The organism is Fibrobacter sp. UWB1, from assembly GCF_002210325.1.
In the GTDB taxonomy this organism is placed as follows: Bacteria; Fibrobacterota; Fibrobacteria; order Fibrobacterales; family Fibrobacteraceae; genus Fibrobacter.
Genome location: NZ_MWQL01000018.1, coordinates 47,074 through 70,973, shown reverse-complemented (window position 1 = coordinate 70,973; position 23,900 = coordinate 47,074). Strand labels below are relative to the sequence as shown.

Sequence of the window (23,900 nt, the reverse complement as noted above, 5' to 3'; positions counted from 1 at the left end):
CAAGGCCGCGCTTATTTTCAAGGTATCCGCCTTTACCTATATTTACGGCATGGAACTTTTCACCAGAGTAGATACGCCCAAAGCAGGATTCGAAATTGACTACACGAGCCGCATCGCGTTTTTCGGGTCGTGCTTTGCAGACAACATATCAGCACAGTTTGCTGCACGCAAGTTTAGCGTGCTCGCGAACCCGTTCGGGACGGTGTACAACCCGGTATCTATCGCAAGGCAGATTAGGGCAATCGCCGACGGGAAAGTTTTCGGGGAAAAAGATGTTTTTCAAGATGCCCGTGGACTTCAGGATGTTAGCGGGAAACAGGACGCCAGAGGGAATCAAGATGCCCGCGGGCCCTGGTACAGCTGGGATGCGCACGGTTCGCTCTCGGGCGCGACGAAAGAAGAATGTATCGGCAAGTTGAACGCAGCGACAGCACAAGCCCGCGATTTTCTGCGAAAGGCAGATGCCGTCTTTATTACGCTCGGCACCGCATTCGTTTACTATTTAAAGGACAGCGGCATGCCCGTTTCGAATTGTCACAGGCAAGACCCGAATCTGTTCACGCGCCGAATGATTTCGGTCGACGAAGCAACCGAAGCCATCCGTGAAATCGCCACAAGCATTCGTCAACTGAATCGAAATACACATATCGTTTTCACCGTGTCGCCGCTGCGGCACATGGGCGACGGCGCGCACAACAACACACTTTCTAAGGCGACATTGCAACTCGCCATCAACAAGGCTCTAGAAGAGGCAAACGCAACCTACTTCCCGAGTTACGAAATCGTGATGGACGAACTGCGCGACTACCGCTTCTATGCCGACGACATGGTTCATTTGTCCAAAACCGCCGAGGAATACATCTTTAAACAGATGACAGAGACCTACTGCGACAGCACCACCCGCGAGAACATGGCGAAAGTGGAAAAGTTCTTGAAAATGGCCAACCACCGTATTCAAGACGAGAGCTCCCCCGCCACGCAGCAACTCAAAAAGAAAATCGCTTCGCAGGCGGCAGAACTTGAAAAGCAAATTCCGGGACTCTCGTTACGCTGACGTCTTCATTTTCGCCCTAAAAAACGGAACTTTTGGTTTCGGTATATTTACATCTTTTGCAGTCATTTTTGATTATTTTATACACGAGTGATCGTGTGGGGCGATAAAATAAGGAGAAGTAATGATGAGCAATCATTCCATTGCGGGTTTCGCATTGTGCGCGACCCTTCTCGGTGCAGGCCTCACAACCACCTTCGCCGCAGATGAAACCCTCAGATCGTACGCAGAAAAGAACGGCATCTACATCGGTGCCATTCTGAACTCGCAGTGGTTTGGCGGCGGACTTCCCGCACAGTACGAACAAGTTCACAAGACGCAGTTCAACATCGTCGTTGCCGAAAACGAGATGAAGTTCGACGCAACCGAACCTAGCGAGAATAGGTTCAACTACAACAACGGCGACAAGATGGTCAGGTACGCAAAGCAGAACGGCATGCGCGTCCGCGGCCACGCACTCGCCTGGCACAGCCAGGTCCCGAACTGGGTGAACAACTACAAGAACGACAAAAAGAAACTGCTCTCCGTTCTCAAGAACCACATCGACAACGTGGTCGGGCACTGGAAAGGCCAGGTGGACGAATGGGACGTGGTGAACGAGGCCATCAGCAACAACGAACCCCAATGGCGTACCTATTCCGTGTGGTACCAGGGAATCGGCCCCGAATTCATAGACTCCGCCTTCGTGTGGGCGCACGCCGCCGACCCCAACGCGGAACTCTGCTACAACGACTACAACCTCGAACAGGGGGTCAACCCGAAAGCCAAGGCAGGGTTCTTGCTGGAACAGGTGAAACGCTGGGTCGCAAACGGCATTCCTATCCATTGCGTGGGCTCGCAAACTCACGTGGAAGACACCACCACCGACAAGCACTTTATCGGTTCGCCGGACAGTCTCCGCTCGCTTGCCAAGGAACTAGCAAAGCTCAACGTCAAGCTGAAAATCACCGAGCTTGATATCGGATTCAAGAGCGGCATTAACGTGAGTAAGAGCGACCTTGAACGCCAGGGACAGACCTTCCGCCAGTACCTGGACATCATTCTTGAAGAACCGAATGCAGACACCTACCTGATTTGGGGCGTGTCCGATAAATGGAGCTGGCTTGGCGGCCTAAACAGGCAAAAGGGCCTTATCTACGACGATAACCTGCAACCGAAACCGGCTTTCGACAGCATTCTAGTGAGACTCCAAACGTATGAACCGCCGCAGGATACGACAAAGCAGGACACCACGAAAACCGACACGACCAAGACTGATACGACATCGAACGATTCCACAATCGCAATCAAGAGCATTGCCGGCATGAGCAGCCTCTCGATGCACCTCTCTGGCCGCACGCTATTTATTGCAGGCGCCACCGCCGCCAAGGTCGACGTGTTCGACATGCAGGGCCGCCCGGTATTCAGCGCAAAGAACGTGAAGGGTTCTGTCGACTTGAAGGTTGCCGAAGGCATGTACGTGGTTCGCATGCGCGACGGATCCAAGAGCCTCACTCAGAAAATTGCGATAAAGTAAAACGCACGGCACTCCACAATTACAACGAATATCAAAAGGCTACGAAACGAATCGCAGCCTTTTTAATATCATGATTTGGAATTCGGTTATTCCCTTTCGTCCCTTTCCTTGTGCTTCCAGTAGTCAAGCTTGTCGCCATCCATGCCGATATGCCTTGCAATGAAGGCCGGGTTGCGCCCCTGCTTGCGCTGGAATTCGTAATCGCGAAGCGCCTTGAACGCGACGCCTCCCAGAATGACGCACGCAGGCAGGTTGATGAGCGCCATGCCGCCCATCGTGATGTCGGCAAGCGCCCAGCAGGCATCCATCGGAGTCACCGCGCCAAAGAGCACCACCAGGCTGCACAATATATGAATCACCGCCATCGTGGCCTTACCGGGCATCTTTTTCTTGTTGATGTAGGCAATCGCGTTATGCACGTAGTAGAGGTTACCTAAAAGGGTCGTGAAGGCAAACAGCGTCATCGCCACCGTAATGAACACCGGGCCCACCGCACCGAACGTCGTAGAGACAGCCTGCTGCACGTACATGGCGCCTGCGTTCTCGGCAGTTCCCGGCACGCCGGAAACAAGGCACATCAAAGCCGTAGCCGTACAAAGGAAAAGCGTATCGATATACACCGAAAGCATTTGCGCGAGGCCTTGCTTTACCGGGTGCGAAACATGAGCCGCAGCAGCAGCATTCGGGGCGGAACCGACGCCCGCCTCGTTGGAGTAAAGTCCACGCTTGATGCCGTACATCAGGCAAGAGCCTGCAATGCCGCCACCAATCGCCTGGAAGTCAAAAGCATCCTGCATAATCGCGACAATCACAGAGGGAATCAAGTTAAAATGCGCGATCAGCATGATGACCGCAAGAATCACATAGAAAAGTCCCATGACCGGGACAAGGATTCCCGTCGTCTTTACGATGCGCTTGCCACCGCCGAACAGGCAGAAACCCACCAACACCGCAAGGATTATGCCGATAATCCATGGCGTGACCGACGGGTTGTAAAAACTGTATGTTTCGAAAGTCGACTGCAGGTTGTAAGAGCAAAGCAGATTGAAGCCGAACGCGTAAGTAGAAATCAGGAACACCGCAAACACGATGCCCAGCCAGCGGCTATGCAGCGCACTTTCAATATAATACGCAGGGCCACCGTAGCAGCCATTCGTACGACGGTCGCGATGCTTGTACACCTGTGCAAGCGTGCTTTCGACAAACGCCGACGATGCTCCGATAATAGCAAGCACCCACATCCAGAAAGTGGCACCGGCGCCACCGAGGCAAATTGCCGTCGAAACACCGATAATGTTGCCCGTGCCTACGCGCGATGCCGTCGACACCAAAAGTGCCTGCAGCGAAGACACGCCACCCGCTTCGTGCGGCTTTTCGACCAGCGTGCGAACCGCCTCCACGAATAGCCTAATCTGCACGAACTGCGTGCGAATGCTAAAATAGATTCCCGCCGCAGCAAGAACAATAATCAGAATCGGGTAATAAAGAACACTGTCAACCGTGTTCAAAAAATCGACAATCATCGCATCTCCTAACAAAATGAATGCTAAGGAGACAATCTAGAAAAAAAACTAAACCCTCCCGTGCATTAACTGCGAAAGGAGTTTATCAAAAAAGGCTCCCCACATTAACGCGAGGAACGCCTTTTGAAATGGTGATGCTGCGCGTTAATTACGCACCCAACTTCGTGAGCCACAAGCGACTTGTATTAACAAGTCGTGGTGGCGAGAGCGAAGCCCAATCACAAGTTCTTTTCTGAACTTAGGGCTGAGCGGTCAGTTTAGCTCTAATCCAGTTGTTGGCGTTCGCGATGGCACCGGCAATCTTGTCGACTTCCTTGGTACCGGCCTGAGCGCGGTCCGGGCGTCCACCGCCTCGGCCACCGCAAGCAGCGGCGAGGTCCTTCACTAGGTCGCCGGCCTTGATGCCCTTGGCCTGAACGTTCTTGCCGACCATCACGGCGATGCTTCCGTTGCCTTCGCCCTTGTTCGCAATCACGGCGACGCTGTCGGTGTCGAGCTTGTTCTGAACGCCGTCCAGCAAGTCCTTGTACTTTTCATCGGGGATAGAAAGTTCGCGAACGTAAAGATTCACGCCAGCCACGTTGATGCCGCCGTTCAGGAGTTCGGCAGCGGCGAGGGTCGCAAGTTCCAACTTCACGGACTGCAGACTCTTTTCCAAGTTCTGAGTCTTAGCGAAAGACTGCTGAATGCGGTCGAGAACTTCGGCGTCCTTGCAGCGAAGCTGTTCGCGGAGGGCCGTCAAAATCTGCGTTCCGGCACGGAGCAGCGAGAGCGCGCCACGGCCAGAGACGGCTTCGATACGGCGCACGCCAGCAGACACGCTAGATTCAGAAACAATCTTCACCATGCCGATGTTACCGGTGTTCTGCACATGCAAGCCACCGCAAAGTTCGCGGGAGAATTCGACGCCAGCGTCACCCATCTTCACGACGCGGACCTTGTCGCCATACTTTTCGCCGAACAGAGCCATAGCACCGCTAGCCTTGGCTTCGTCAACGTCCATCACGTCGGTGTGGACCGGCAAGCATTCCATGACCTTCGCGTTCACGATATCTTCGACCTTCTGGATTTCTTCGGCGGTCATCGCGTTGAAGTGGCTGAAGTCGAAGCGGAGAAGCTCGTTCGAAACGAAGCTACCCTGCTGCTGCACGTGAGTGCCAAGCACTTCGCGGAGAGCGGCCTGGAGCAAGTGCGTTGCGGAGTGGTTCTTGCGGATGTCGTTACGGCGGTCGTTATCGACAGTTGCCATGAACACGGCGCCCATCGTCTTTTCGTTAGCTTCGCCCTTCACAACCTTACCACGGCAGAGGGCGGTGTCGTTCACCTTCACGGTGTCGAACACGTCAATTTCGAGGTCGGCAGAAACGAGCGTTCCCTTGTCGCCGACCTGACCACCCATTTCGGCATAGAACGGAGAGGTTTCGAGCACGATGCTCAAAACGCCCTTGTCTTCACGCCAACGCACGACCTTCGTTTCGCAAGCGGAGAGTTCATAGCCCACGAACTTTGTGCTTTCTTCGCTGTACTGCGTCCAGCCTTCGGTACCCATCGTGTTGATGCCCTGCTTCATGTTGGCGCGGGCACGGGCCTTCTGTTCTTCCATGCACTTGTTGTAGCCTTCTTCGTCAATCGCAAGGCCCTTTTCTTCGGCGAGAATACCCGTGAGGTCCGGCGGGAATCCGTAGGTATCGTAAAGCAGGAAGACTTTATCACCAGGAATTTTGTCGCCCTTCTTGAGTTCGGCGGAGATTGCGGCAAAGCGTTCGAGGCCGGCGTCCAGCGTGCGGATAAAGCTTTCTTCTTCGCTCTTGATCACGGATGCAACGAATTCCTTGCGTTCGCGGATTTCCGGGAAGGCGTCGCCCATCGTGTCGGCGAGCACCTGCACCAGCTTGTAGATAAAGGCTTCCTTCTGGCCCAGCAGGCGGGCAAAGCGGCTTGCGCGGCGGAGAATGCGGCGGAGCACGTAGCCACGGCCTTCGTTGCTCGGGAGCGCGCCATCGGCAATAGCGAAGGAGATTGCGCGGATGTGGTCGGCAATCACGCGGTGCGGGGTGCCGGCTTCGCCATCGTTGTACGGAACACCGCTGAGTTCAGCAATCTTTGCGATAATCGGGGTAAACACGTCGGTGTCGTAGTTGCTGGTCTTGCCCTGAAGAATAGCACAGATACGTTCGAAACCCATACCGGTATCGACGTTCTTCGCCTTCAGCGGAATCAAGCTTCCGTCGCTCACACGTTCGTACTGCATGAACACGTTATTCCAAATTTCGATGTAACGGTCGTTTTCGCCGTTCACGCCCTTGATGGGGTCCTTGAAGGTTTCGGCCTGCGTAGCGAGGTCGCCGCGGTCGTAATGGATTTCGGAGCAGGGGCCGCACGGACCGGTGTCGCCCATTTCCCAGAAGTTGGAGTGAGCGTCGAAGCGCATGATGCGGTCATCCGGGAGGCCGGACACGTCCTTCCAAATCTGCCAGGCTTCGTCATCGTCCTGATAGACCGTTGCAAAGAGGCGTTCCTTCGGGAGCTTCCAAACTTCGGTCAAGAGTTCCCAGGCCCAGGCGATGGCTTCTTTCTTGTAGTAGTCACCGAAGCTCCAGTTGCCGAGCATTTCGAAGAAGGTGTGGTGGTAGTTGTCGCGGCCCACCACGTCGAGGTCGTTGTGCTTACCGGACACGCGGAGGCACTTCTGGCTGTTGCATACGCGCTTCCAGCCCTTCGGATTGTCGCCCAGGAAAATGGCCTTGAACTGGTTCATGCCCGCGTTCGTGAACATGAGCGTCGGGTCGTCATGCGGAACCACCGGCGAAGAACGCACAAAGAGGTGGCCCTTGGATTCGAAGAACTTGATGAAAGATTCGCGCACCTGCGCAGAAGTCATTATTTCGGACATAGCTATTCCTTTAATTTTTACGGCACAAATTTAGTAAAAAACAGACTATGGAGAATGAGGTATGGGGTCGCGGCTACGCCGCTTTGAGGTATGGGGTATGAGGAGTTTGCCGCCATGAGCCTGCCCCGGACTTGTTCCGGGGTAACGCCCCGTCAAGGAAGACCTAACTCGTTGTCAGGCGTAGAATTAGGTCTTTTACAAAAATCATAATCTGTAAAACAGAGCATCAAGAAAGCAAAATATAGTCCAAATAATCCCTTTGGGCATACCTCCTTATTTTCTATATTGGGGTTCAAACAAAAATCAACAAAAAGAAAGACTCGGCTGTCTGAATTTATGGCGTTGGCCAGCCGAGCAAAGAAGGAAAATCATGAGCGAAGCATGGAATGGCTTTACCGGCGGACTCTGGCAAGAAGAAATCAACGTCCGCGACTTTATTCAACGCAACTACACCGCCTATGAAGGCGGCAAGGAATTTTTGGCAGGCCCGACAGACGCCACCGAAAAGCTCTGGGGTGAACTCCAGAAGCTGCAGGCCGAAGAACGCAAGAAGGGCGGCGTGCTCGATATGGACACCGATATCGTCTCGACGATTACAAGCCATAAGCCGGGCTACATCAGCGAAAGCCTCAAGGACCTGGAAAAGGTCGTGGGTCTGCAGACCGACAAGCCGCTGAAGCGCGCCTTCATGCCGTTTGGCGGCATCAAGATGGCCGAAGAATCCTGCCAGCAGTATGGCTACACTCCGAGTGCCGAACTCCACAAGATTTTTACCGACTACCACAAGACCCACAACCAGGCTGTGTTCGACTGCTACACTCCTGAAATCCGCGCCGTCCGCAAGGCCCACTTGCTGACCGGTCTTCCGGACACTTACGGTCGTGGCCGTATCGTGGGTGACTACCGCCGCGTAGCCCTTTACGGTATTGACTACATCATCCAGCAGAAGCAGAACGACCTCGCCCACGTGGGTGACGGCACCATGACCGACGACGTGATTCGCCTGCGCGAAGAAGTCGCCGAACAGATCAAGGCCCTCAAGGCCATGAAGGTGATGGCCGCTAGCTACGGTTTCGACATTTCGAAGCCGGCAACGAACGCCCGCGAAGCTTTCCAGTGGCTCTACTTTGGCTACCTCTCTGCCATCAAGACGCAGAACGGTGCCGCCATGAGCGTCGGCCGCATTTCGACCTTCCTCGACATCTATATCGAACGTGACCTCAAGAACGGCACGCTCACTGAAAGCGAAGCTCAGGAACTCGTGGACCACATGGTCATGAAGTTCCGTATGGTCAAGTTTGCCCGTATTGAATCTTACAACCAGCTCTTCAGCGGTGACCCGGTGTGGGCCACCCTCGAAGTCGGCGGTATGGGCCAGGATGGCCGCCCGATGGTTACCAAGAACGACTTCCGTTTCTTGCACACCCTCGAAAACATGGGCCCGTCTCCGGAACCCAACCTCACCGTTCTCTACACCAAGCGCCTCCCTGAAAACTTCAAGGAATACGCCGCCTACATCTCTGTGACGACCAGCTCGATCCAGTACGAAAACGACGACGTGATGCGCCCGGTCTGGGGTGACGACTACAGCATCTGCTGCTGCGTTTCTGCAACGCAGACCGGTAAGGAAATGCAGTTCTTCGGCGCCCGCGCAAACCTCGCGAAGGCTCTCCTCTACGCCATCAACGGCGGCAAGGACGAAGAAGGCGGCCTGGTGCCCGGTATGCAGATTGGTCCGGAACTTGCCCCGATTACCGGCGACGTGCTGAACTACGACGAAGTGATGCACAAGTACGACATCATGCTCGAATGGCTCGCAGGCATCTACGTGAACACGCTGAACCTGATCCACTACATGCACGACAAGTACTACTACGAAGCCGCTGAACTCGCCCTTATCGATACCGACGTACGCCGCACGTTTGCAACGGGTATCGCAGGATTCAGCCACGTGGTCGACAGCCTTTGCGCCATCAAGTACGCCAAGGTTTCCGTGGTTCGCGGCGAAAACGGCCTCGTGAAGGACTTCAAGATCGAAGGCGACTTCCCGAAGTACGGCAACGACGACGACCGCGCCGACGAAATCGCCGTTTGGCTCCTCAAGGAATTCATCGCGAAAATCAAGAAGCACCACACCTACCGCGGTGCCGAACCGACTACGTCGATTCTTACGATTACCAGTAACGTCGTTTACGGCAAGGCCACCGGTGCCCTCCCCGACGGTCGCCCGGCTCACGCCCCGTTCGCTCCCGGTGCAAACCCGAGCTACGGCGCCGAAAAAAACGGCCTGCTGGCCTCGCTCAACTCTGTCGCCAAGCTCCCGTACGAATACGCGCTCGACGGCATCAGCAACACGCAGACCATCAGCCCGAATGCTCTCGGCCACAGCGACGACGAACGCGCCCAGAAGCTCGTCACCGTCATGGACGGTTACTTCGCCCAGGGCGCACACCACCTGAACGTGAACGTGTTCGGTGTTGAAAAGCTGCTCGACGCCCAGGCGCACCCGGAAAAGCCCGAATACGCGAACTTCACTATCCGCGTTTCCGGCTACGCTGTCAAGTTCCTCTCGCTCACGAAGGAACAGCAGGACGACGTGATCAGCCGCACCTGCCACGGCGTGCTGTAACAGACCGTTCGCGCTAGAATCCGGCAATCAGGTGCTGGACCGGCGCTCACTCTCGCAACCGCCCCAGTTTAATAACCGGGGCTTTGTTGCTCACAGAAAAGTTCTCAACTTTATCGCATACAAAAACGTCCCGGATTTTATCCGGGACGTTTTCATTTATGGAGGAGAACAAAAACTAGTTGTCAGCTTCGCGGGTCATCAGGAGCTTGCAGTAACCATCTTCAACGACCACGTTGTCGCGGTTCAGCATGACTCGTTCCATTTCCCAGTTGCCGGTGCCCCAATGGTCGGAAAGATCCGTGCCATCAAAGTCATCCTGCCAATCCAGGGTAAAAGTCTTGGTCGCTTCATCATACTTATAGGTACGCACATAGTCAATCCATTGAGCCTGCGGACCGGCAGCGAGTTCAGAGCCCGTAAACTTGCCCACCCATGCGGCACTCTTCGATGCCCAGAGGTTAAAGCGGAGCGACTGTTCTTCGGTCAAGAAGGCAACCTGGTCGGCATCAGCATGAGTACCGCGAGTGATACCGAGCGTATCGCGACGGATTTCAACGCTGTCGATTTCCCAAGCGACATATTCCGGTGTCCAGATAAGGGCATAGAGGTGGAAATCTTCCGTTGCATCGAACCCGTATTCGTGAATCTTTTCAGAAGATGTATTCTTCTTGATGGAAGGGTCGCCTTCACGGGTAATGATGTTGGACTGCCAAGAAGTTCCGCCCTTGCCGAGCACTTCGATATCGATTTCATTCCAAGGAATGTCGCCATTCTTGTAGGAATCATCGTAGTAAAGGAACATGGAACTCACGGAACCCGGAATCGAGACCATCTTCATGCGGGCTTCAAAACGGCCGTACTTGAACTGGTCGCGGCCAGAAAGTTCAGCACCGTAATAGGTATAAGTCACATTCGGGTCGTCAACGACCGGAGTCGGGTCCGGAGTCACAACCGGGTCCGTAACCGGATCGGTCGGAGTCTGGGTCGGATCCGTCACGGCAGGATCCGTTGCGGGATCGGTAGCCGGGTCCGTCTGGGTCTGAGCAGGGTCAGTCTGGGCCGGATCGGTCTGCGTCTGAGCAGGATCAATTGCAGGGTTGGTAGCAGGATCAGTCGGATTCTGAGTCGGGTCCACCACGGCAGACGGGTCAGAAGCTACGGGAGCATGAGAGCTGCTGTCATCGCTACAAGCGGCAAACAGGCCAAGAGCGATAATCGGGAGAAGGAATTTCGTTTTCATAAACTACCTCGTTTCTTTGAATATAAATATACCCCCTTTTTCGGCTCCCGAGTAGCGTCCAAAACGCAAACCATACACAACTGTATCAAAAGTATCAATCCATAAATTTCTACATTTACAATATGCTCGGACGAATCAACAAATTAGAGACCTTTGGCTCCGTAGACGGCCCCGGAGTGCGTTTTGTCGTATTTGTGCAAGGCTGTCCCATGCGTTGCCAGTTCTGTCACAACCCCGAAACCTGGGATTTCAAAGGCGACAAAGCCGGAGCATACGACATCTCTGCGCAAGACCTTTTAAAGAAAGCCCTACGCTACCAGAGCTATTGGGGTAAAGACGGCGGCATCACCGTCAGCGGTGGCGAGCCGCTTGCGCAAATGGATTTTCTCATCGAGTTCTTCGAAGCCGCCAAAGCCGCAGGCGTACACACCTGCATCGACACCTCCGGCGTAAACTTTGTTCGTAACGAGCCCTACTTCGGCAAGTTCAAGCGTCTTATGGATGCAACAGACTTGCTCCTCGTCGACATCAAGAACATCGACCCCACAGAACACAAGAAACTCACCGGTCACGACAACAAGAACATCCTCGACATGTTCCGCTATCTAGATGAAATCCAAAAGCCCATCTGGATCCGCCACGTACTCGTACCCGGCATGAGCGACAACGACGAACTGCTAATCAAGACCCGCGAATTCATCGATACCCTCCACAACGTTGAAAAAATCGAAGTTCTCCCCTACCATGCTTTAGCGCTTGCCAAGTACCAAGAGCTCGGCATCGACTACGTGCTGAAAGATGTCAAATCTCCCTCTGCGGAACGCGTGGCTAACGCGAAGAAAATTTTAGGAATACTTCCATAACAGTAGGAAGTAGACAGTCGACAGTAGGAAGTAAAAAGGCTGCCTAGCGCAAGTGAAGCCATTTTGTCAGCGGAATGGCAATAATAAAATTTATAATAAAGTTCTCTACGAAAATGAAAAGCAAAGGAAGTTCAATTTCTGGAGTAAGATTTATCGAAATAGACCTCACTCCGCGATTCTCTGGATCAAGTATCAACATAACCACACTCATGACAAGTGCGAAAACAAAACACTTGATAAAATTTTTTATAAAGTCTTTTGATTTCTGTTGCATCGTGACGTACTAATATGAGTAAAGGCTAAAAGGCTTTTTGTAAAAAGTCAATACTTAACTAAAACGAAATTTCGCAGAAAAACGAGTGAGGCGAGGCGACCTTACCGGCCGTAGCGTACTATTTTAGCAAGGGATAAGAAACAAGTAAGACGAGGCCACGACCCCCGAAGCCGTAGTAAAATCTACGGCGAGAGGGGGAGTAACGAAGTATTACGCAGTTTATTATCCCTTGACCGCGTCGCCCATGGAAAACATTGGCATATACATAGCGATCAGCAAGCCACCGACGGCACCGCCGAGGAACACGATAATCAAAGGTTCCATCATGCCCACCACGGCGTCCACTGCGGCGTCCACTTCTTCATCATAGAAGTCAGCCAATTTCAAAAGCATGCCACCAAGGTTACCGGTTTTTTCACCCACACCGGTCATCTGAATCACCATAGGCGGGAAAAGTCCCGTATCCTGCATCGGGTCGGCGATACTCTTACCACCGGCAATACCGATTGCAATCTTGTTGATACCTTTTTCCACCACCTTGTTCGTCACGGTCGAGGCCACCACTTTCAAGGAATCCATGATGGACACGCCGGCGTTCAGCAAAGTACCAAGCGTTCTCGCAAAACTAGCGGTCGTCGACTTGATCTGAAGGTCCCCTAGTTTAGGCACTTTCAGCATAAAGCCGTCCCAGGCAAACTTGGCCGCAGGCACGCGCATGGCCACCTTAAAACCGACAATCAAGAGAATCGCGCCGATAAACAGGAACGCACCATTATCGCGTATAAAGTCAGAAATGCTCATCACTGCCTGCGTCGGTGCAGGGAGTTCGGCATCAAGGGCTGCGAACTGTTCAGCGAACGTCGGCACAACGAAGGTCATAAGGGCGATCACCACCAAGATACCCACAATAATAAGCATCACCGGGTAGGTCAAGGCCTTTTTCACTTTACGTTTCAGACGTTCCTGGTTTTCCAAGGTTTCTGCCAGACGAGCCAAGATACCGTCCAAAATACCGCCCGCTTCACCGGCCGCCACCATGTTCGTGTACAAGGTACTGAACACCTTCGGGTGCTGCGCCAAGGCGTCAGCCAACGACGAACCACCGTTAATGGACTGCGTAATCTTGTGGACCACGTTCTTGAGTTCCGGATTTTCGCACTGGTTCTCCAGAATGTTCAAGCACTGCAACATGGGCAAACCGGCAGAGCTCATCGAAGAGAACATACGGGTAAAACGGGCAATTTCTGCAGGCTTGATACCCGAGCCAATCTTGATCTTGATTTCGGTCGGTTTCTTCTTGAGGCTTACAATGATAAGGCGCCTGCGCATCAAGAGCGCTTCGGCTTCAGCCTTGTCCTTCGCTTCGAGAGTTCCCTCGAAATTGTTACCCTGGCTATTTGTCGCCTTGTAAAGGAATTCTGCCATAAATTACACGCCTTCTTTCACAAACAACTGTTCCAGCTGGTCCGGACTCGGAGAGCGGGCAAGCGCATCGAAACGGTCAACCTTGTGGTTCTTCACCAATTCGCACAAGCACATGTTCATGGTGTTCATGCCGAACTTTTGGCCAATTTCAATCATCGATTCAATCTGGTGAACCTTGTCATCGCGAATCAACGCACGAATACCCGGAGTCACGTTCATAATTTCGTACGCCATCACGCGGCCACCGCCAATGCGCGGGATAAGCGTCTGGCATATCACGCCCTGGAGCACAAACGAAAGCTGCGTACGCACGGTCTGCTGTTCGCCCTTGGGGAAAGCGTCCACCACACGGTTAATCGTCTGCACACAAGAGTTGGTATGGAGCGTTGCAAAAGCCAAGTGACCCGTTTCTGCAATCGTAAGGGCGGCACGGATTGTTTCAAGGTCACGCATTTCGCCGATAAGCACCACATCAGGATCCTGACGAAGCGCCATCTTAAGCGCCTGAGCAAAGCTGTTTGTATCGCTACCGACTTCGCGCTGGTTAATCATACAACCCTGGTGTTTATGCAAGAATTCAATCGGGTCTTCCACCGTCAGAATGTGGTCGTGACGTTCCTTGTTGATCTTGTCGATCATGGCAGCCAAGGTCGTCGACTTACCGGAACCGGTAGCACCCGTCACCAGCACAAGGCCAGACGGACGGGTCGTGAATTCGGCCAGAATTTTCGGAAGGCCGAGATCCTTAAATGTCTTAATTTCAAGCGGAATAATACGCAAGGCCAAAGCCACGCAACCGCGCTGCAAATAGGCGTTCGCACGGAAACGCGCGAGGTTTGCAATACCGAAGGAGAAGTCGCATTCCTTCTGCTGTTCGAAAGTCTTTTTCTGGCCTTCGTTCATCAAGCTATAGGTCATGCGCATGGTTTCGTCCGGTTTCAGCTTATCTTCGCCAATAGGCGTAAGTTTGCCGGAAAGACGAATGAGTGGGGGCGCACCTGCGGTAATGTGCAAGTCAGAAGCGCCACGCTGGACCATTTCAGAAAGAAGATCTTGAATATTGTATGCCATGCTTAAGAATATAACTTAAAAAAGGCCAATTTTTCCATTAAAAACCCACATTTTTCAAAAAAAACGCTATTTTATTATTCTAGAATGGAACTTGGGCGTAAAATAACCTCCTCGCGAGGCGTTTTTTCCGTGGTATGCACGCTGCTTTTGGCACTTGCATTCCTGTTTTCTGCATGCGGGCAGGAACACTTCCAGGCGGCACCCACCAAAATCGAAGACTTTAAGGGAAAACTGCTAGACGGCAGTCTTTCAACTTACCAAGCCGAAAAGGGAACCGTTACCTTAATCGCTCTTACCGCCTCGTGGTGCCCTGGCTGCCGCGCCGAACTTCCGTTACTCAAAAAACTTGACGAAGAATTTGCCGACAAGGGTTTCAAGATTTTAATGGTGAACGAAGACGACTCCCCTAGAATCGGAGCTAAGTACAACAAGGCTGCAGGAATCACCTGGACCACCTTCCACTGGAATTACGACATGATGAACGTGCTCGGAAATCCGGGCGTGATTCCCGTAACCTACCTCGTGAACGCACAAGACAGCATCGTGAAAATCAACGTCGGAGAATTCGACGAGAACAAGATGCGCAAGCTGATCGGGAAGTTAGTTGACGGTCGGAAGTAGACAGTCGGAAGTATTTTGAATATCAAGCGATTGGGCTTGGGAAGAGGATTACGTCCTTGATTTCCTTTTTTCCCATCGCAAGCATAAACAATCGGTCTAGACCTAGTGCCACGCCAGAACAGGCGGGCATTCCCGATTCAAGCGCTTCCAAAAAGTTTTCATCAATCGGCGGCAAGGGTTTGTTCATGCCACGGCGAATTTCTAGGTCAGCAGCAAAGCGCCTGCGCTGTTCGGCTGCATCGGTGAGTTCCGTGTAGCCGTTGCAAAGTTCCACCTGGTCTACAAATAGTTCGAATCGACGCGCCCAAGTGAAGCCGTCTTCGCCCACGTACGTTTGCGCAAGCGCCGCCTGCGACTGCGGGTAATCTAAAATGAACTCGGGACCGTTCTTGGCAAGTGCGGGTTCTACCGCAAAAACCATCAGGTAATCCCACCAGTCTTCGCGGGACATGGCGGTACCATCGGCCGGGAGCGGAATTTCGCGGGCGGTACAGGCCGCGGCAAATTCTTCGCCCGAAGCCGTCAACGGATTCACGCCGGCATAATTCTTGAACGCATCGATCCAGCGCGTGCGGCGAGCGTTAATGGGCTTACCGATGATTTCAGAAACGAGCGCCTCGACCTCGTCCATCAACTTTTCTTGCGGCATGCCGACGCGGTACCATTCCACCATGCTGAATTCATTGTTGTGGTGGGCGCCGAATTCATCTTTGCGGAAAGACTTTGTAATCTGGAAAATGTCACCGAATCCCGCCGAGAGCAAGCGCTTCATGTGGAACTCGGGGCTCGTCATCATAAAATGCCTGCCCTCGACCTCAAAGTAGTCTAGCTGAGGGTCGGTACCGCCCGCATTCGAAAGCGTCGGCGTTTCTACTTCCAACACCCCGCGACCCTCAAAGAAAGCACGCACCTTGTTCATCAAGGCTTGACGCTTTACCCAAGAATCACGACTGCAAGTAGGAGCGAACATAGTGTGAAGTGTGAAGTGTGAAGTGTGAAGTGTGAGGTGTGAGGTGTGAGGTGTGGAGTGTGAAGCGTGAAGTGAGAAATTATCATTTCACATTACACACTATACATTAGTCACCGTTTACCACGCAGCGAACAGAGAGCCAGAATTTCTTATCGACCGGAATGGCAGACACTTCTTTATCGGTATTGAACATGGAACGTGCGATACCGCGACCATCACCCACATCCTTGCTTGTCCAGAAGTAAGCACCTTCGCCCTGAATCACCGAGATGCCGTTCTTGTTGGCATAGCCACCGAACATGGCAGTGAAGGCGTAATCGTCAGAGCCGTTACTACGCAGGCGGACTGCAGCTGTGTTTGCGCCGCCAGCATAAATTTCAAGCATTTTCCAGTCGTCATCCGTTGCAAGATGCGAACCTTCGGGGCAAGCCGTCAAAGCCGCGTCATGCGTATACAGACGACCGTAGGTTGCGCAGTTTTCTTCTTCGCGGTCATAGCACATGGAATTTTCTTCAATCGCAAAGTTCAAGTTCTGCACAAACCAGCGCGTGCCATTGATTTCTTTAACTCTGTAAGTCTGACCATCGCGATTGTCTACGAACGATTCGAACACCGGGCAACGGGTTTCGAATTCCTTTGCCCCCAAGATCGAGTCCACCGCAGGCTGCCATGAGGTGCAGAAACGGAAGAGTTCACCACCCGGGAGCGCCGTAGAATCAGCCTTGTGCTTTTCAGCCCAGCGGTCTACGTAAGCTAGGTTAATGACAGCAGTATCCGGAATCGAAAGCGCCTTGGCAGAGGCCTGCATAATCTTCGAATACTTTTCAGCAGCGCTCTTCGGAGTCTTCCAGTAACCTTCGAGCAAGCCCTTGCGGAGCTTTTCATAAAGCGGAGAAGGAACCTTCACCTTGATAGTCGTATCGACAAAGTGTTCCGGCTTGGTAGCGCAAGCGGCTTCGCGAATGGTATCGCGCAGGCTGCCTGCCTTTTCATAACATTCTTCAATGCACTTGTCACGGGCTTCGCCCTTCTTCTTGGGGCAAGGAACCCAAATGCTCGTGTCGGCATCAACCTTGACCGGCTTGGCATAGCCCTTCGTCTTCAGAGCAACCTTCGCCACCGATTCCAAAGTTTCAAGAGCCTTCGTGTTGCCCGATTCGCCTTCCAGGAGCAAGAACGAAATCACCTCGGTACATGCATCCATGGCCTTGGCGTTGGCGCAGACCTTGGTGCCGTAACCATAAGAGAACTGCGATTGGCAATTCGAGAACGATTCGTAAGGCATGGCCTTGAAGATTTTTTCGTAGACCTTGACGGCATCGGCCGGCGTCATCTTGCCGCAATAAATTTCTTCGGCGGCCCCCTTTTTTACGATTTTCTGGGCCGCGGCAATATCGCCGTTATCAATAGCGTCACGAAGTTCCGGCTGGGCAAAAGCGTTAGAAACGCCCAAGGCAAGAACTCCCAAAAACAATACACCACCAAGAATTTTCATTTTAACCCTCACAAAAAATTCCGGTGTAAATATAGAAAAAATGGCAGTAGGCAGCTGGCAGTAAGCAGAACTTAGTTGGTTGATCCTAGTACGCTATAACAATCAATAAATCCAGGCTATAACGTTAATTACTATATTTGGGCCCATGATTGATGCCGAAAAAATCCGTAGCGAATTTCCGATGCTTGTCGCAGGCGATAAGGACGCAAAGCCGCTCGCCTTCTTGGACAGCACGGCCACCACGCAAAAGCCCGCATGCGTCATCGACGTGATGGACGACTTTTACCGCGAACATTACAGTTCCGTGAAGCGCGGCGTGTACCGCCTGAGCGCCCGCACCACCGAAGCATTCGAAGCCACCCGTAAGAACGTGGCAAAATTTATTAACGCGAAGACCGAAGACGAAATCGTGTTCACCCGCGGCACCACCGAAAGCATCAATCTGGTGGCATGGAGTTACGGTCGCAAGTTCTTCGAAGCAGGCGACGAGATTCTCATCAGCGGACTCGAACATCACGCGAACATCGTGAGCTGGCAGCTGGTTGCCGAAATGAAGGGCGCCAAGATCAAGGTGATTCCCGTTTTGGACAACGGCGATTTGGATTTGGCGACACTACCCGGATTACTCACTCCACGCACCAAGATGGTGACCGTCGCCCACGTAAGCAATTCCGTCGGCACCGTAAATCCGATTGCAGAAATCATCGCGACGGTACGTAAGCTCGCCCCGCAGGCAAAGATCCTGATTGACGCCGCCCAAAGTTCGAGTCACATCAAAATTGACGTGCAAAAGCTGGACTGCGATTTTCTCGCCTTCAGCGGACACAAGATGTACGGCCCCACAGGCGTGGGCGTACTTTACGGCAAGTACGAAGTTCTCGACAGTATGCCTCCCTGGCATGGTGGCGGCGAGATGATCAAGAACGTGACTTTTGAAAAGACGACTTACGCCGACGTTCCCGCACGTTTCGAGGCAGGCACGCCCATGATTGCCGAAGTCATCGGGCTCGGCAAAGCCATCGAATGGATTAATACAGTAGGCATCGAAAACATTCGCAAGCACGAAGAAGAAATCACGAACTACGCGTTGGAACAGCTTGCGCAAATCCCGCAGGTAAAAATCTTCGGGAACCCGAAGGAACGCGGGGCCCTTATCAGCATCACGCTGGACGGCATCGCCGTCAGCGACGCCGCCATGATTCTCGACGAAGAAAACGTGGCAGTTCGCAGCGGACACCACTGCGCCCAACCTGTGATGGACCGCTTCGGCGTCGATGCCACGCTTCGTTTGAGCTTCGGCGCGTACACCCTGAAGCGCGACATCGACCGCTTTGTCGCAGGCATCAAGCGCGTTCTCCGACTCTTCGGCTAACCGGGATTCGTATGGGAATCGAGAAAGGCATTTTCAACCGCACATCGCTCCTTCTCGGAGACGATGTCATGGAAAGCATCTACCAGAAGCGCGTCATCATCTTTGGACTCGGCGGTGTGGGCAGTTGGTGCGCCGAAAGCCTGGTGCGTTCCGGCATCAAGGAACTCGTACTCGTCGATTCTGACCGCGTGTGCGTCACCAACGTGAACCGCCAACTGATGGCCACCACGAAAACCGTGGGGCAAGTCAAGGTGGACGTGCTGAAAAATCGCCTACTCGAAATCAACCCGCACGCCAACATCGTAGCACTCCAAGACATCTACGAAGAAGCGAATACGGACAAATTCCAACTGGACACATTCGACTACATCATCGATGCCATCGACAGCCTCGAAAACAAGATGCAGTTATTGTGGCACGCCACGCGCACCAAGGCCACGGTATTTTCTTCAATGGGGGCAGCCCTCAAGATGGACCCCACGCGAATCAAGGTCGCCGAATTCTGGAAAGTCGCCGGATGCCCGCTCGCCCGCGCCCTGCGCGACAAGTTCAAGAAAAAGAAAATGGCGCTCAAGAAAAAAGTGCTGTGCGTCTACAGCGACGAACTCCTGAAAAACCGCGGCAAGAATTCCTCTTGCGGAACGGACGCCTGCATGTGCCCCAAGGTGCGCCACGAAAGGAGCGAAGCCGAACTCCAGAATGCAAACCTGGTCGATCACGAATGGTGCAGCAGCAAGGCGCAAATCAACGGCACCATGGCACACTCCACCGCCATTTTCGGATTCATGATTGCGGGCCTCGTGATGCAGGACATCTACAAGAAGGCCTTAGCAAGCGCCGAGTAAAAAGCTAAAATTCCGGCATGCTGAAATCGCCGTAAAGTTCACGGCCGTCAAACACCCAGACCACCATCTTTTTGCCATCCAAGAATTCCGAACGGTCCTTGAACAAGGTCGGGCCCAAGTTTCCGCCACCAATACGGCTGCGGGTAAACGTCTTAATCCCTGTCGCCTGCGCAATGTAGGCACCGATATTGGAAGAACTGTTCCAACCAAAATCGGCATTGCTGTCGCCAATCACCACAATGGGAGCGTCCTTGGAGCCGTGATAGCGCTTCCCTTCTGCATCCACGGTCTTTAGCACGCGCACATCGTAATCAGGGTAAGAATCGTATTTCAGGTGATAAAGATTTCCGGTACCGGGAACGACCGTATCGCGCAGGAACCATTCTCCCCTCGGGACATCCAAATCCATCTCGTTGATGGTATCGGCAATCATCTGTGCAAGAACCTGCCGACCCGCGCTGGTATAGTGGCTTTCGTACGCTTCGAACATGGGCGTTTCCTCGCTCTTTTCGAGAAACTCCTCTACCGCATCGACAACGACAACACCTTCGTCTTGCAGAGCGTCCACCCATTCCTCATATTGCGGGGCAACAATCCCTCCCGACAATTCTTCCGAATAATGTTCCGCCTCGATTTGCAATTTATCTGGAACAGGCACCACCACCAACTTGATACCGCGCGCTTCCAAGGAATCATTGAAAGCGACAAAGGGCTTCAAATTGTCTTTCCAATCCGCCACCAGATTGACAAGACTTTCCTGCAGAAAAATCCAGTCGCCTTCGCCACTTACCGCACAGCGGGCCTCTTTCAGCTGTCCGCCACACTTTTCAATATCGGCTTCAATCTGTTCCTGAACGTCCAACGGGATAAGCGGACGAGTAGAAAGGTAGACCATGGCAAGCGCAACAACCGCCACTCCAAATCCAAAAATAAGCCCCAAATGTTTCCTAAAAAACATGACAGAGCCAAATTTAGAATTTTTTAGAAGCCTTGGCAAAGGTCAGGCGGTAATCTTTCCAGACCCAATGCACCATTCCAGAGCATTTTTTATGTGAATGGTCTTGTCTTTCACGACTTCATCCCGACTTTCGTCGAAGCAAACCAAAGTCAATTCATTGCACTTGAGCGCGTCCGAAGCCTGGACCAAGGCCGAGGTTTCGCGATTAAACGCTTTGGTAGAATCAATCTCGTATGCGACTTGCACGAGTTCCTTTGCTTTATCTTGTCTGCAAATAACGAAATCAACTTCTTTAGATTGCGACGACGGCTTATAATAATACACGTCATCGAACTCCTTCGCGGCTCGACGCAACAGTTCGATGTAAACCATGTTTTCAAGTCGCCAGCCTAGATTCTCTTGCGAGAGGACGTTTTCACGATTGGCAATAAATCCCGTATCAATCACATAAGCCTTGTTGTTACGGAGCCGGACTTTGCTCTTGAACGAATGTTTGCTCATAAGCCCAATCAAGAAAGCCTGTTTAAGATAGTCCACGTATTTTATTGCGGTCGTGGTGCTGTTCAGTCCAAAATTCTCAGCCAGAGATTTGTAATTGACCTCTTGGCAAGAATTGTTGATTATGTGATTCGCGATGGTGCGGAGTACCTCGGCATGGCGGATTTTGAATCGACCCGCAATATCCTTTAGTATTATAGAGTCAAATAAACTTTGTATGTAAGCACGTTTGTTGTTAATGTTTTGCAGTTCCGGGAACCCGCCATATTGCAGATATTCCAGGAAGGCCGATTTACGAGCGGCCTCTGCCTTAGTCGTAACATCTTGCAGATTCACCTGATGAAAGGAACAATATTCTGCAAACGAAAGCGGATAGAGGCGAATTTCATTGTAACGTCCGGTCAGGTGCGTAGCAAGTTCGCTGCTCAGTAACTTTGCATTGGAGCCCGTCACAAACACATGCAGGCCCTGACGCAAAAGGCGATTTACAAACAAGTGCCATCCATCGACATTCTGAATTTCGTCGAGGAGGATATACTGTAGGTCCGTACCGTAGAGCTGATAAAGGCAAAGCAGAAGCGTGTTCAAATCTTCAACGGTAAGCGACATCAGGCGATCGTCATCTAGGTTCGCATAAGCGTAGTTGATGCCGTGATCTTGCAGCACCTTGTGGCATATCGTCGATTTTCCACTACGACGAACCCCGATGACCACCTGCGCAAGCGAACTATCCATTTCAAACAGAGCTTCTTCACTACGAGACACCCAGGAATCACGCCTGGTTGTGATTTCTTCTTTCTGTTCCGCAAGAACCTGTAGTAGCTTTTTTTCGTCCATAAGGCACCTCTTAATGGACTAAAATATATATTTTTATTCAACAAAATGGACTAAAATACAGAAAATAGTTTGTCATAATGGACTAAAATATAATTTATTGCCCAATTTTACTTAAAAAGGGCAATTTTATGTCTTCGCAGTTCTTCGCATTTATGCCGCAAGTTTTCGGCGAACCAAATCCGATTTCCGATTTTCACGGTGCGGTAGGTTTCACCGTCTCGCGGGTCTGTAAAGTATGAGTCTTTCATAAAAGCCTCCTACATAATCAAGTTCACTATGAGTTTGGTCATGGTTTCACATTCTTCGGGTTTGCTTTCAGCAATGAGCAGCGTGAGCGCGACCAGGGCGCCATCGCTTACGATTTTGGAGCCATCCACTCGATAAAGGATATCATTGCGCGACATATACCACAAGAAAATGAACGCAGCAATGCGTTTGTTGCCATCGACAAAGGAGTGGTTCTTGACAAGCAGATACAGGAGCGTTGCCGCCTTCATCTGCACGGTCGGATAAAGTTCCTTGCCATCGAAGGTCTGGTAAATTTGTCCGAGAGAACTCTTGAAAGAAGCATCCTTTTCGACACCGAAGATTCCGCTGTCACGAAATTTTTCCTTGAGTACACCAATCGCTTCCATCGCCTGCTCATAGGTGATGGGGCCACTCGTTTCGCTATAGTCTACGCCGGTCTTTGGGAATTCCAGTTGCTGATGGTCGTAGCGGTCCAAAGTTTCAAGGGCCGCGCGAAAGTCACCGATGACATTCGATATTTCAAGTTTTTCCAATCTGTTCATGATGTACTCCTTTTAGGGGATTATCACGAATATAGATTGAGCGTACGACAATTAGCTTCGTTTGCATAATTCCCATAACGAAGCACCACATCCAAGCTTTTACTGTTTTTACAAAAGTTTTACAAGAAATCGGTATTCAATAGACTGAAAAAAGCGTGTTAGGTAAGAAGGAGTGCTTCACAACTTAACATGAAAGGAAAATCCAATGAATATCAAGTCTTTTGATGACCTTGACATCACCGACCCGATTATGTTCGGGCTCGTTTTCAGCAACAAGCACATCGCGCAACCATTCATTGAGCATTTGTTGGACATAAAAATCGACCATTTGGAAACTCCTATTCCGGAAGCGGTTTTGAGCTACGATGCAGAGCACAAGGGCGTCCGCTACGATGTATTTGCGCGTGAAACCAATGAAAATGGCGAAACAATCCGTTCCTTTGATTTAGAGATGCAGATGGTTGATACCAAGGAACTCCCGCAGCGGGCTAGGTATTACCAGAGCGTGGGCGACGGCGTCGCTCTTTCAAAGGGAGGCCATTACACCGGCCTTAAGGAACAATACATCATCTTCCTTTGTCCTATGGATATCTTTGGGCGGGGCTTTCCTGCGTATCATTTCGAAAACAGGGCGTTCGAAGATTTCAACATCACATTGAACGACCTCACTTACAAGAATTATTATATATTTACAAGGTACAAGGATTTTACGGACCCGGTCGTTAAAGCTTACATGAAGTACTTTGCGACTAGGAATGTGGACTCCCGTGAAACCGAAAACATCAACAACCAGGTGTCTTATTACAAGGCCGACACTCTCATAAGGAACAAGTATATGACTTTCGAATATGACCTTCATGAAAGTAAGGAAGAGGGCCGAGCAGAAGGCCGTGTCGAAGAACGTCGCGAAATAGCTGCGGCCATGCTCGCGGACGGCGATTCTGTCGAGAAGGTCGTGCGGATTTCCAAGTTGACCGAGGCCGAGGTTTTGGCAATCAAAGCCAACCTTGCGAATTAACCGACGTTTC

19 protein-coding genes are annotated in these 23,900 nt (G+C 52.0%); 8 read left to right on the top strand and 11 right to left on the bottom strand.

Annotation, left to right across the window (positions count from 1 at the left end):
- The first annotated feature begins 49 nt into the window (after positions 1 to 49).
- Positions 50 to 1,054: a GSCFA domain-containing protein gene (locus B7988_RS12490; RefSeq protein ID WP_088658178.1), complete on the top strand. Its 1,005-nt coding sequence runs from the start codon at positions 50 to 52 to the stop codon at positions 1,052 to 1,054.
- Positions 1,055 to 1,175: 121 nt separating this feature from the next.
- Positions 1,176 to 2,567, top strand: a complete 1,392-nt coding sequence (locus tag B7988_RS12485) for an endo-1,4-beta-xylanase (protein WP_249268993.1) — start codon at positions 1,176 to 1,178, stop codon at positions 2,565 to 2,567.
- A gap of 86 nt (positions 2,568 to 2,653) precedes the next feature.
- Here the strand turns inward: B7988_RS12485 and B7988_RS12480 are convergent, their stop codons facing one another.
- Positions 2,654 to 4,090 carry an alanine/glycine:cation symporter family protein gene (locus tag B7988_RS12480; RefSeq protein ID WP_088658177.1) on the bottom strand — a complete coding sequence of 479 codons (1,437 nt, stop codon included), beginning with the start codon at positions 4,088 to 4,090 and terminating at the stop codon, positions 2,654 to 2,656.
- 238 nt (positions 4,091 to 4,328) lie between these two features.
- Positions 4,329 to 6,983, bottom strand: coding sequence for an alanine--tRNA ligase (gene alaS / locus B7988_RS12475; RefSeq protein WP_088658176.1), 2,655 nt, complete (start codon positions 6,981 to 6,983; stop codon positions 4,329 to 4,331).
- Positions 6,984 to 7,353: 370 nt separating this feature from the next.
- Here alaS and pflB point away from each other — a divergent pair, with 370 nt between their 5' ends.
- Complete coding sequence (pflB, locus tag B7988_RS12470; RefSeq protein WP_073323632.1) at positions 7,354 to 9,612, top strand: formate C-acetyltransferase; 2,259 nt, start codon at positions 7,354 to 7,356, stop codon at positions 9,610 to 9,612.
- A gap of 175 nt (positions 9,613 to 9,787) precedes the next feature.
- On the opposite strand, the gene B7988_RS12465 is transcribed toward pflB, so the two are convergent.
- Entirely contained in the window at positions 9,788 to 10,852 is a 1,065-nt protein-coding gene (locus tag B7988_RS12465) for a family 16 glycosylhydrolase (protein WP_088658175.1), read from the bottom strand.
- A gap of 122 nt (positions 10,853 to 10,974) precedes the next feature.
- On the opposite strand from B7988_RS12465, the gene pflA reads away from it, so the two are divergent.
- Positions 10,975 to 11,715: a pyruvate formate-lyase-activating protein gene (pflA, locus tag B7988_RS12460; protein WP_088658174.1), complete on the top strand. Its 741-nt coding sequence runs from the start codon at positions 10,975 to 10,977 to the stop codon at positions 11,713 to 11,715.
- Positions 11,716 to 12,211: 496 nt separating this feature from the next.
- On the opposite strand, the gene B7988_RS12450 is transcribed toward pflA, so the two are convergent.
- On the bottom strand, positions 12,212 to 13,414 hold the full coding sequence (locus B7988_RS12450) for a type II secretion system F family protein (protein ID WP_073323626.1): 1,203 nt from the start codon (positions 13,412 to 13,414) through the stop codon (positions 12,212 to 12,214).
- Between the two features lie 3 nt (positions 13,415 to 13,417).
- Entirely contained in the window at positions 13,418 to 14,485 is a 1,068-nt protein-coding gene (locus B7988_RS12445; RefSeq protein ID WP_088658173.1) for a type IV pilus twitching motility protein PilT, read from the bottom strand.
- A 129-nt stretch (positions 14,486 to 14,614) separates the two neighbouring features.
- On the opposite strand from B7988_RS12445, the gene B7988_RS12440 reads away from it, so the two are divergent.
- Positions 14,615 to 15,106 carry a TlpA disulfide reductase family protein gene (locus B7988_RS12440; protein ID WP_212668320.1) on the top strand — a complete coding sequence of 164 codons (492 nt, stop codon included), beginning with the start codon at positions 14,615 to 14,617 and terminating at the stop codon, positions 15,104 to 15,106.
- A gap of 22 nt (positions 15,107 to 15,128) precedes the next feature.
- Here the strand turns inward: B7988_RS12440 and epmA are convergent, their stop codons facing one another.
- Complete coding sequence (gene epmA, locus B7988_RS12435; RefSeq protein WP_088658172.1) at positions 15,129 to 16,076, bottom strand: EF-P lysine aminoacylase EpmA; 948 nt, start codon at positions 16,074 to 16,076, stop codon at positions 15,129 to 15,131.
- Between the two features lie 106 nt (positions 16,077 to 16,182).
- On the bottom strand, positions 16,183 to 17,571 hold the full coding sequence (locus B7988_RS12430) for an FISUMP domain-containing protein (protein WP_088658171.1): 1,389 nt from the start codon (positions 17,569 to 17,571) through the stop codon (positions 16,183 to 16,185).
- Between the two features lie 145 nt (positions 17,572 to 17,716).
- Between B7988_RS12430 and B7988_RS12425 the strand changes: the two genes are divergently transcribed.
- Positions 17,717 to 18,943 (top strand): cysteine desulfurase, encoded by a 1,227-nt coding sequence (locus B7988_RS12425; protein WP_170930655.1) that lies wholly within the window; start codon positions 17,717 to 17,719, stop codon positions 18,941 to 18,943.
- A gap of 11 nt (positions 18,944 to 18,954) precedes the next feature.
- On the top strand, positions 18,955 to 19,788 hold the full coding sequence (locus B7988_RS12420; RefSeq protein ID WP_088658170.1) for a tRNA threonylcarbamoyladenosine dehydratase: 834 nt from the start codon (positions 18,955 to 18,957) through the stop codon (positions 19,786 to 19,788).
- A gap of 4 nt (positions 19,789 to 19,792) precedes the next feature.
- Here the strand turns inward: B7988_RS12420 and B7988_RS12415 are convergent, their stop codons facing one another.
- The 4 genes from B7988_RS12415 to B7988_RS12405 all read right to left on the bottom strand — a co-directional run bounded on the left by B7988_RS12415 (position 19,793) and on the right by B7988_RS12405 (position 22,872).
- A complete protein-coding gene (locus B7988_RS12415; protein WP_088658169.1) occupies positions 19,793 to 20,746 on the bottom strand; it encodes a hypothetical protein in 954 nt (317 codons plus the stop codon).
- 42 nt (positions 20,747 to 20,788) lie between these two features.
- Positions 20,789 to 22,081 (bottom strand): ATP-binding protein, encoded by a 1,293-nt coding sequence (locus B7988_RS12410; protein ID WP_088658168.1) that lies wholly within the window; start codon positions 22,079 to 22,081, stop codon positions 20,789 to 20,791.
- A 107-nt stretch (positions 22,082 to 22,188) separates the two neighbouring features.
- Complete coding sequence (locus B7988_RS14940) at positions 22,189 to 22,329, bottom strand: FISUMP domain-containing protein (protein WP_141225670.1); 141 nt, start codon at positions 22,327 to 22,329, stop codon at positions 22,189 to 22,191.
- 9 nt (positions 22,330 to 22,338) lie between these two features.
- Positions 22,339 to 22,872, bottom strand: a complete 534-nt coding sequence (locus B7988_RS12405) for a Fic family protein (protein ID WP_088658167.1) — start codon at positions 22,870 to 22,872, stop codon at positions 22,339 to 22,341.
- Between the two features lie 205 nt (positions 22,873 to 23,077).
- On the opposite strand from B7988_RS12405, the gene B7988_RS12400 reads away from it, so the two are divergent.
- A complete protein-coding gene (locus B7988_RS12400; RefSeq protein ID WP_088658166.1) occupies positions 23,078 to 23,890 on the top strand; it encodes an Rpn family recombination-promoting nuclease/putative transposase in 813 nt (270 codons plus the stop codon).
- Positions 23,891 to 23,900 lie beyond the last annotated feature (10 nt).

What these genes read in the sequence shown, in the direction of transcription:
- B7988_RS12490 (WP_088658178.1), top strand. Translation starts at nt 50, where the DNA reads ATGGAACTTTTCACCAGAGTAGATACGCCCAAAGCAGGATTCGAAATT.
- B7988_RS12410 (WP_088658168.1), bottom strand. Translation starts at nt 22,081, where the DNA reads ATGGACGAAAAAAAGCTACTACAGGTTCTTGCGGAACAGAAAGAAGAA.
- B7988_RS12420 (WP_088658170.1), top strand. Translation starts at nt 18,955, where the DNA reads ATGGGAATCGAGAAAGGCATTTTCAACCGCACATCGCTCCTTCTCGGA.
- epmA (WP_088658172.1), bottom strand. Translation starts at nt 16,076, where the DNA reads ATGTTCGCTCCTACTTGCAGTCGTGATTCTTGGGTAAAGCGTCAAGCC.
- alaS (WP_088658176.1), bottom strand. Translation starts at nt 6,983, where the DNA reads ATGTCCGAAATAATGACTTCTGCGCAGGTGCGCGAATCTTTCATCAAG.
- B7988_RS12465 (WP_088658175.1), bottom strand. Translation starts at nt 10,852, where the DNA reads ATGAAAACGAAATTCCTTCTCCCGATTATCGCTCTTGGCCTGTTTGCC.
- B7988_RS12480 (WP_088658177.1), bottom strand. Translation starts at nt 4,090, where the DNA reads ATGATTGTCGATTTTTTGAACACGGTTGACAGTGTTCTTTATTACCCG.
- B7988_RS12450 (WP_073323626.1), bottom strand. Translation starts at nt 13,414, where the DNA reads ATGGCAGAATTCCTTTACAAGGCGACAAATAGCCAGGGTAACAATTTC.
- pflA (WP_088658174.1), top strand. Translation starts at nt 10,975, where the DNA reads ATGCTCGGACGAATCAACAAATTAGAGACCTTTGGCTCCGTAGACGGC.
- B7988_RS12405 (WP_088658167.1), bottom strand. Translation starts at nt 22,872, where the DNA reads ATGAACAGATTGGAAAAACTTGAAATATCGAATGTCATCGGTGACTTT.
- B7988_RS12445 (WP_088658173.1), bottom strand. Translation starts at nt 14,485, where the DNA reads ATGGCATACAATATTCAAGATCTTCTTTCTGAAATGGTCCAGCGTGGC.
- pflB (WP_073323632.1), top strand. Translation starts at nt 7,354, where the DNA reads ATGAGCGAAGCATGGAATGGCTTTACCGGCGGACTCTGGCAAGAAGAA.
- B7988_RS12425 (WP_170930655.1), top strand. Translation starts at nt 17,717, where the DNA reads ATGATTGATGCCGAAAAAATCCGTAGCGAATTTCCGATGCTTGTCGCA.
- B7988_RS14940 (WP_141225670.1), bottom strand. Translation starts at nt 22,329, where the DNA reads ATGAAAGACTCATACTTTACAGACCCGCGAGACGGTGAAACCTACCGC.
- B7988_RS12485 (WP_249268993.1), top strand. Translation starts at nt 1,176, where the DNA reads ATGATGAGCAATCATTCCATTGCGGGTTTCGCATTGTGCGCGACCCTT.
- B7988_RS12400 (WP_088658166.1), top strand. Translation starts at nt 23,078, where the DNA reads ATGAATATCAAGTCTTTTGATGACCTTGACATCACCGACCCGATTATG.
- B7988_RS12415 (WP_088658169.1), bottom strand. Translation starts at nt 20,746, where the DNA reads ATGTTTTTTAGGAAACATTTGGGGCTTATTTTTGGATTTGGAGTGGCG.
- B7988_RS12430 (WP_088658171.1), bottom strand. Translation starts at nt 17,571, where the DNA reads ATGAAAATTCTTGGTGGTGTATTGTTTTTGGGAGTTCTTGCCTTGGGC.